The 8065-nt window shown below is 33.0% G+C and carries 7 protein-coding genes; 4 read left to right on the top strand and 3 right to left on the bottom strand.

The genetic code is table 11. The annotated features are described in order from the left end of the window. Window positions 1-21: 21 nt before the first annotated feature. On the bottom strand, window positions 22-123 hold the full coding sequence (locus tag RPL90_RS08375; RefSeq protein ID WP_064485312.1) for an SE2200 family small protein: 102 nt from the start codon (window positions 121-123) through the stop codon (window positions 22-24). Between the two features lie 134 nt (window positions 124-257). Further along, window positions 258-1754 (bottom strand): L-lactate dehydrogenase (quinone), encoded by a 1497-nt coding sequence (gene lqo / locus RPL90_RS08370; protein ID WP_313547683.1) that lies wholly within the window; start codon window positions 1752-1754, stop codon window positions 258-260. A gap of 822 nt (window positions 1755-2576) precedes the next feature. Between lqo and RPL90_RS08365 the strand changes: the two genes are divergently transcribed. The 4 genes from RPL90_RS08365 to nagA all read left to right on the top strand — a co-directional run bounded on the left by RPL90_RS08365 (window position 2577) and on the right by nagA (window position 7060). Then, window positions 2577-3479 (top strand): 5'-nucleotidase, lipoprotein e(P4) family, encoded by a 903-nt coding sequence (locus RPL90_RS08365; RefSeq protein WP_313547681.1) that lies wholly within the window; start codon window positions 2577-2579, stop codon window positions 3477-3479. A gap of 142 nt (window positions 3480-3621) precedes the next feature. Beyond that, window positions 3622-4557, top strand: coding sequence for a 3-hydroxyacyl-CoA dehydrogenase family protein (locus tag RPL90_RS08360; RefSeq protein WP_313547679.1), 936 nt, complete (start codon window positions 3622-3624; stop codon window positions 4555-4557). 180 nt (window positions 4558-4737) lie between these two features. Next, window positions 4738-5688: a mechanosensitive ion channel gene (locus RPL90_RS08355; protein WP_313547677.1), complete on the top strand. Its 951-nt coding sequence runs from the start codon at window positions 4738-4740 to the stop codon at window positions 5686-5688. A 214-nt stretch (window positions 5689-5902) separates the two neighbouring features. Beyond that, a complete protein-coding gene (gene nagA / locus RPL90_RS08350; RefSeq protein WP_313547675.1) occupies window positions 5903-7060 on the top strand; it encodes an N-acetylglucosamine-6-phosphate deacetylase in 1158 nt (385 codons plus the stop codon). Window positions 7061-7315: 255 nt separating this feature from the next. Here nagA and RPL90_RS08345 read toward each other — a convergent pair whose 3' ends face one another. After that, entirely contained in the window at window positions 7316-7663 is a 348-nt protein-coding gene (locus RPL90_RS08345) for an alpha/beta hydrolase family protein (protein WP_313547673.1), read from the bottom strand. Window positions 7664-8065 lie beyond the last annotated feature (402 nt).

Below are 8065 nucleotides of genomic sequence, written 5' to 3'. Positions count from 1 at the left end.
TAGTCCCAGGCTCTTTGCTTATTAATATTCGATGTTGGGTGCTTTGTTTACATGTTTTTGGTAACGTTTTAGGCCGAAGAATGCTAATGCACCTAAGGCTACAACAACTAATAATGTTTTCATATCTTGTACTCCTTTAAGTTCATTAATTATAACGAAATAATTAGACTGAGATGAGTAATAAATAGCACTAAGCCATTTGATATGGCCATTTAAATAAATTTAAACGTGCATATCAATAATGGCAGTGCTAAAAACTATTTTTCGTAATAATTTAATTCAAGATCTTTTGAAGTTTGTTTACGTATTTTTCTCATTAAGTCAGCATCATCAATTAATGATTTACCATATGAAGGGATCATTTTTTGAATTTTTGGTAACCATGCATCTTTATATTCTGAGAAGTTTTTCTCTAATACTTCAAGTGCTACTGATACAGAAGTTGATGCCCCTGGTGATTCACCAAGTAAAGCAATTACAGTATGGTCAGAAGAGTTAACAACTTCTGTACCGAATTGAATGTAACCTTTACCTTCTTTTTCAGTATCTTTAATTACTTGAACACGTTTACCAGCAGTGTATAACTGCCAATCTTTGTCGCGTGCTTCTGGATAGAAAGTACGTAAGTGGTTCATACAACCTTCTTTAGTCATTAAGATTTGATCAAATGAATATTTAATTAATGGTAAGTTTTTCGCAGCCGCTGCTAATAATGTTGTAATGTTATATGGTTTAACTGACTTGAATAAATCTAAGTTTGAACCATTTTTCAAGAACTTAGGTCCAACGCTCGCGAATGGTCCGAATAATAAAGTTCTTTCTCCGTCAATGTAACGAGTATCTAAGTGAGGCACAGTCATTGGTGGCGTGCCAGGTGGTTCTTTACCGTACACTTTGGCATCGTGTTCTTTAATAACTTCTGGGTTAGTACAAGCTAAGAATTGGCCCGTAATAGGGAAGCCACCTAAGTGTTTACTTTCAGGGATGCCTGTTTTTTGTAGCAATGGAATAGCGCCACCGCCTGCACCGATAAATACGTAATCAGCTAGTTGAGTTTGAGTTCTACCGCTATTACGTTCACGAATTTCAACTTCCCATTTGCCGTCTAAACGTTGATTGAAGTTAACAACTTCGTGGTTGTAATGTACTTCTGTTTTTGGTGTTTCTTCAAGGTTTTTCGCTAATTTACGAGTTAACGCACCAAAGTTTACGTCTGTACCTTCATTAATTTTACTTGCAGCCATAATATCGTCTGCACTATGACCTTGCATCATTAATGGAATCCATTTTCTCATTACTTCAATGTCTTCTGTATATTCAATATTATCGAACATTGGGAAGTTTCTCATTGCTTCGTAACGAGCTTTTAAAAATTTAACGTTGTTTTTACCTCTTACGAAACTGATGTGAGGTAAAGGACGGATAAATTCTTTAGGGTTTGCGATGTAATTTTCTCGTACTAAGTGACCCCAATATTGTTTTGAAAGTTCGAATTCTTGGTTGATTTCTTTTGCTTTTTCAATGTCAATTGAACCATCAGGTTGTTGCACTGTATAGTTCAATTCACAAAGTGCTGCGTGACCAGTACCTGCATTGTGACGTTCGTTTGAACTTTCAATACCAGGACGGTCTAGGCGTTCATAAAGTTTAACATTCCAATCTGGTTCGATTTCTTTAAGCATTGAACCGAATGTCGTACTAAGGACGCCGGCGCCAATAAGAATGACATCTTTTGATTCTTTTTGATTAGCCATAATGTCTCACCTTTCATTAATTAAGTTATTAGTAACACTTGTTGTTACCCATGGCCTCTGTCCATATATAATTATAATATGTTTCGTTCTATTATAAAAATACATAATTTTAATTCAACCTATTACTTTTAGTAATGGGTTGAGTGGAGGTCATTAAATTAAATGCTAAAAGTTATTTACCCAATTTCATTATATCAAAATCATTTATCAAAAGATAAAAGTAAGCGTTTTACTTATTGATAAATTAACTTTTTATACAACACATCAGTTCATAATATGAGTATGCATTGAAATGTGATTTACGGCAAGTATTTTACTTAAAAATAGCCAAAATTTTTATTTTTGCAGCGACTTGTATCACATAGATAATTGAATCATATGACGAAGAAACAATGATTGTTTATCCTTTGGACGAAAAATAGTGTGCTTTATAAAACAAAATTACTTGATAATAAGAGTGGAACCGTGACATTCATATTACAAAAACGAATGGATAAATATTGATTTTAAGCATGCATATTACATAGGATACACAGAACGTAACGTAGATAACACAAAGGCACATATTGTTGGATTAAAGCAACTAGATGTATTAGAACTAACGTCGATACTTAGAGTTTATAACTTATCTGCTTCATTATTTTACCCTGGAAACTCATACGTTTGGAATAACTAGTTCTATAAATGAATTATATAATTAATGAAAATTACGTAAAAATTCTTAATTTTTAATAAAATCTAGATTATGAGGTACATTATATAGTTAAAGTATTATATAATTGCTGATGAATTAAGTTTTAAAATTTTGAATGAGGTGAATTTATGAAGAAATTTTCAAAGTACGTTGCAGCACTTACACTAACTACAGCCGTTACTGTTTCAGCTCCACTTGGTACATATTCTTCGACGGCACATGCAGAAAGCACGGCGACGCAAACTAAGCCAGCACCTAAACAACAAAATCAGGAAACTGTAGGCTCTGAAAATACGATGGCAGTGTCATGGTATCAAAATTCTGCCGAAGCTAAAGCGTTATATTTACAAGGATATAACAGCGCTAAAGTTCAATTAGACAAAGAGTTAAAAAAGCAAAAGCATAAAGGCAAAGGTCAGAAAAAATTAGCGATTGCATTAGATTTAGACGAAACTGTACTTGATAATTCGCCATATCAAGGCTATGCAACACTATATAATAAGTCACATCCAGAAGGATGGCATGAATGGGTAGCGTCAGCTCAAGCGAAACCGGTATATGGTGCGAAAGAATTTTTACAATATGCGGATAAAAAAGGCGTCGACATTTACTACATAACGGATAGAGATTATCCTCAAGATTTTAAAGGGACACTACAAAACTTAAAAAATCAAGACATCCCGCAAGCTACTAAAGAGCATTTAATGCTGAAAAGTAAAGATGATAAAAGTAAAGAACCTAGAAGAGCAAAGGTTAAAAAGAATCATAATTTAATCATGTTATTTGGCGATAATTTATTAGATTTTGATAATCCCAAATCTCCTTCACAAGCAGATAGAGAAAAATTAGTACAACAACATAAAGATGATTTCGGTAAGAAATATATTATTTTCCCTAACCCAATGTACGGTAGTTGGGAGTCTGCAGTATACGGTAATAAAAATGACATTTCAGACGAGCAAAAACAACAATTAAGAAAAGAATCGATCCATTATTTCGATCCAAAATCTAAAAAAATTAAGCAACAATAATGAGGAAAGGTGGTGAGCATAAATAGTTCATCACCTTTTTATATATACAAAATATAAAATTATACGTATGACTATACTTGTGGAAATCATTAATTTCATGCACGCTCATAGATGAAGGTTATTTAAACAAGGGGGATATTTTATGGAACGTATTGCAATATTAGGTAGCGGCACGATGGGGCATTCTATCGCTTTATCGTTTGCGCTAGCAGATGTTGATGTAAAGGTTTATGGCATAGATCATAGCGATATAATAAGCGCAAAAGATGAGTTGGCTAAAAATCTATCTTCATTGCACACACATGAATTGATTACTAAAACGCAAAAAGATGGAATAGCACAAAAAATTCAATTTAGTACATTGTTAGAAGAAGTCGTTGATCAAGCTTCTTTTATTATCGAAGCAGTGCCTGAAAAATTAGCTATCAAACATAAATTGTATAAGAAGCTCAACAAGCTTGTAACTAAAGAAGTAGTGTTAGCCAGTAATACGTCAGGGTTCAAATTACAACAATTAACAGCAGCATATGATTATCCGGATAACTTTGTTATTACACATTTTTGGAATCCAGCACATCTGATTCCGTTAGTTGAAATTGTAAAAAGTGACAGAACTAATAAAGAAACTCTTAAGAGGACGGAAAAAGTGTTAACAGAGAGTGGTAAAAAACCAATAACGATTCATAAAGAGATACAAGGTTTTATAGGTAACAGACTACAATTTGCGATGTTTAGAGAAGCACAATATTTACTCGATGCGGGTATAGCTTCTAAAGAAGATATCGATGCAGCCGTTAGTTATAGCGTCGGGCGTAGATATTTGAGTATCGGCCCATTAATGACTGCGGATTTAGGTGGTTTGGATACGTTTAGTGCAATAGCAGACTATCTGTTTGAAGATTTAAATAGCGATGGAAAAGCTAGTGATACTTTATCAAATTTAGTAGCCAATGGTAATTTGGGTTATAAAACAGGTCATGGTTTTTATGATTGGGATGAGAATGAACAATTACAAGATGCTATAAAAGAAAGAGATGCAACACTCATACATTTTCTTAAAGAAGATAAAAACCAATAATATGTAAGTAACTTTAAAATTTGTCATCATAATATTGCCAAATCAACTATTAAGACTTTTATTAAAAGTTTTCACCATATTTAATTAATTTAAATTAGTTATAAGCATTGAAAAAAATTTTAAAAAATAAGATTAAACACATATTGATAGGGTAACTTCCCATAAAGGAGGTTGATTTTTATGAGTAATATTGTAGATTCATTCACTAGTGTGCTCGATAAAATTATAGGATTCCTACCAAACCTTATCGGGGCAATCGTATTATTATTAATTGCATGGATTATTGCGATAATCGTTAAGAAAATTATCGTTAAAGGCTTAGGGGCTTTAGGTTTCGAAGCTTGGTTACAGAAAAAAGGTTTAGTTGATGACCAAGGTGGCAATGCCAATGCTGATGGAATAGTGCAAACTTTTGGTAAGTTAGCATACTTCTTCATCTTCTTGCTATTCTTACCACCAGTATTTGATCAACTAAAAATGAAAGCTGTCTCAATGCCAATTAAAGGTATGATGACAAGCATGTTTAACTTTGCGCCTAAAATTGTTGTGGCAGTAATTATCCTGATTGTAGGTTTATTCATTGCCAAAATATTAGGTACATTAGTTAAAAATGTCTTAGCTAACTTTAGAGTTAGTCGCTTTAATAAATACGTAAACTTTGGTGAGGACAAAAACAGTATTGATATTCCAGTAGCAACAGGTTGGATTATTTCTACACTTGTAGGTTTATTCTTTGCAGTACAAGCATTAAATACTGTTAACTTAACCGTATTAAACAAAATTGGTGATGCAATTATCGGTTATTTACCATTAGTGATTTCTGGTGCGATTATTTTAGCATTAGGCTTTATCGGTGGTAACTTAATTGCCAAACTATTAAACAAATCTACTGGTAACGCAATGTTAGCAGAAATCGCTAAATACTTAGTCATTATCGTTTCTGTATTTATGACATTAGATCAGTTACACTTTGCTAAAAGCATTGTTAACGTGGCATTCTTATTAATCTTAGGTGCCGTAGCAGTAGCATTTGCGATTTCATTTGGTATTGGCGGTAAAGGTTTTGCTGAGCAACAACTTAGCAAGTTCTCTAAAAAAATGGAATCAAAAAACGATAACGACCGTCAATAATGAATCGGAAAGGGACAATCCTATTCATTAAAACTTAAACATCATTAATCACTTACGCCTACGTTTAAAATCATTTAAGCGTGGGCGTTTTTTATCATGATGTTAAAAATATAATGCATTTATGTGATGTTTCTTAGCAACTATAGTAAAATGATTATGGAATGAATTCGATAAATTAAATGATAATATTCGAAGTGAAAAGAAGGTAAAAACGATGGGAAATTATGTATTAATAAACGGTGTATTTTATACAGAAAACGAAACGATTAAACATGGTTACCTTGTTATTCAAGATGATGAAATTACTGAAATTGGGCATGGTAACTATGAGGGGAGTCTTGAAACAGTCGACGTTAAAGGTGCGAATGTGTTACCTGGATTTATAGACATCCATATCCATGGTGGCTACGGTGAAGATGCGATGGATGCCAATTATGATGGCTTGAAACATTTAGCGGAATCGCTAATGTCAGAAGGAACGACATCATTTTTAGCGACGACGATGACACAATCTAACGACAATATTGAACGTGCATTAGCAAATATCGTTCAGTATTCAAAAGCGCAAGATGGATATAATGCAGCCGAAATTGCGGGCATTCATTTAGAAGGCCCGTTTATTTCTGAACATAAAGTCGGAGCGCAAAATCCGAAATATGTGCAACGTCCACATGTAGCTCAAATTGAAAGATTACAGCAAGTGGCTGAAGGTAATATTAAAGTAATGACTTTTGCGCCAGAAGTTGAAGGTGCAAAAGCAGCATTAGCACGTTTTAAAGATGAAATTATCTTTTCTATCGGGCATACGGTAGCAACGTTTGATGAAACGATGGAAGCGGCAGCACATGGCGCCAAACATATTACACATTTATACAATGCCGCGACGCCATTTGAACATAGAGATCCAGGTGCATTTGGTGCGGCTTGGGTCAATGAAGGTTTGCATACGGAACTAATAGGTGACGGTATTCATTCGCATCCTGCAGCAGTTAAAATTGCTTATAAACAAAAAGGGAATGAACATTTTTATTTAATTACGGATGCTATGCGTGCGAAAGGCATGTCAGATGGAGAATATGATTTAGGTGGTCAAAATGTTACTGTTAAAGGCTCTGAAGCAAGGCTAGCATCGGGTGCACTAGCGGGTAGTATATTAAAAATGAATGAAGGTTTACGTAACTTAATTGAATTTACTGGTGATTCACTTGATCATCTATGGCGTGTCACAAGTTTAAACCAAGCTATAGCGCTAAATATTGCTCATAAAAAAGGTAGCATTAAAGTGGGTAAAGATGCTGACATCGTAATCTTAGATAATGACATGGAAGTATTAACGACGATTAAAAAAGGTGCTATACACGATTATAAATAATAAAAGGAAGCAGGGCATAAATCTTAATTGGATAAGAAGATTTTGTAGTCCTGTTCCATTTAGAATGACTAGAGTTGAAAAAGCTTGATACAAGCTCGTTTTCAGTTCAGTTATCTATAGGCAATAAAAAAATAAAGTCTGGACATGATATGATGTTCCAGACTTTTATTGTGCTGAAATATATTAAAACTATGATTTTGGAAGTTTCACATGGAACAACCATTATGTTGAATTACGCCCAATGCTTATTCAATATTACATATTATTAAAGAATGCCTCAATTTTATCAAATGGTATTAAATTCTTTTTATTATATAAATCACAATGATCTGCTTCAGGAATAATAGTAAGTTCAGTATTATGAAGTATTAGCTCTGCTATCGTTTCTGAATGATATCTAGAATGAGCATTTTCTCCAGCAATTAAAAAAATTTGTTTGTTGTTCAATAATTCTAGATGATTGTTTAAATCAAAAGCAAAAAAACTATATAATGTCGTTGCTGTCCAAGCTGTAGTTGAATTTATAGAACGCTCATGATAACCACGTGAAGTTTTATAATAATTATAAAATGTACTTAGTGCAGGAGCAGGGTTATTTGGCAACGCATCTGGTAAAACAAAAGGCGGAGTGACAAGTTCGTTATTGTTATTAAGTATAAGTTCATTTTTCTAAAGCTGCTCAGTTATTGCTAAATGAAATAAAAAATGAATTTATGTAGCTCAAAATATGTCATTGATCTATATTTTGTTTATTTAAATTGAAGTGACAAAATTTGTGCCTATTTGCAACATATCTTTAGTGAATGATAGTGGCATAATATCCGTTATAAAGCCATTTATAAACATGCAGTACATATATAATAAAGATGAACATATGTAAGTAAAAATCAAATTGGAAAAGTAAAAATTCTACCTTATTTAGTAAAAAATACTGTATAAAAAACAAGTAATATAATAGCGACTTATATTACAGGTCGAAAATATTACTATATAAGGAAGGATTTA

The sequence above is a fragment of the Staphylococcus kloosii genome (assembly GCF_032139365.1).
Lineage (GTDB): Bacteria > Bacillota > Bacilli > Staphylococcales > Staphylococcaceae > Staphylococcus > Staphylococcus kloosii_A.
This window is presented reverse-complemented; position numbering and strand designations above follow the sequence as displayed.